Origin of the sequence: Pseudomonas sp. 22490 (genome assembly GCF_052044465.1) — a bacterium.
In the GTDB taxonomy this organism is placed as follows: domain Bacteria; phylum Pseudomonadota; class Gammaproteobacteria; order Pseudomonadales; family Pseudomonadaceae; genus Pseudomonas; species Pseudomonas aeruginosa.
On the sequence record NZ_JBQENS010000102.1, the window covers coordinates 1 to 538 of the forward strand.

The 538-nt window shown below is 67.5% G+C and carries 1 protein-coding gene; it reads left to right on the top strand.

The window, feature by feature from the left end; translation table 11 throughout:
- On the top strand, positions 1-538 hold a 538-nt coding region (locus tag ACTJJX_RS35085), incomplete at both ends, for a DNA cytosine methyltransferase (RefSeq protein WP_440782069.1).

The following is a 538-nucleotide window of genomic DNA, read 5'->3' on the forward strand; positions in this document are numbered from 1 at the left end:
GCACCCTGCTGGACCTCTTCACCCGCGACCAGTACGTGCGGTTCCACGGCAAGGAGCCGCCGGCAGGCTGGCGGGAGGCGACCCCGGAAGATATTCGGCGCGCCGCCGGCGGGCGCCGACCGGATGCGGTGTTCATCAGTTCGCCCTGCAAGGGCGCCAGCGGCCTGCTGTCGGAGAAAATGAGCCTGACCCCGAAATATCAGGCCTTGAACGAACTGACTTTGCGGTGCATCTGGCTGATGGGCGAGGCATGGGCTGATGACCCGGTGCCGCTGATCGTCTTCGAGAACGTCCCGCGCCTGGCGAGCCGCGGCCGGCACCTGCTTGACCAGATCAACAGCCTACTCGGCGGCTTCGGCTACGCCGTGGCGGAAACCACTCACGACTGCGGCGAACTCGGCGGCCTGGCGCAGTCCCGGAAGCGCTTCCTGCTTGTCGCCCGCCACGTCGAGAAAGTGCCGCCCTTCCTGTACGAACCAGAGAAGAAGTCGCTCCGCGCCGTCGGCGACATCCTCGGCCGCATGCCGCTTCCCGGCGA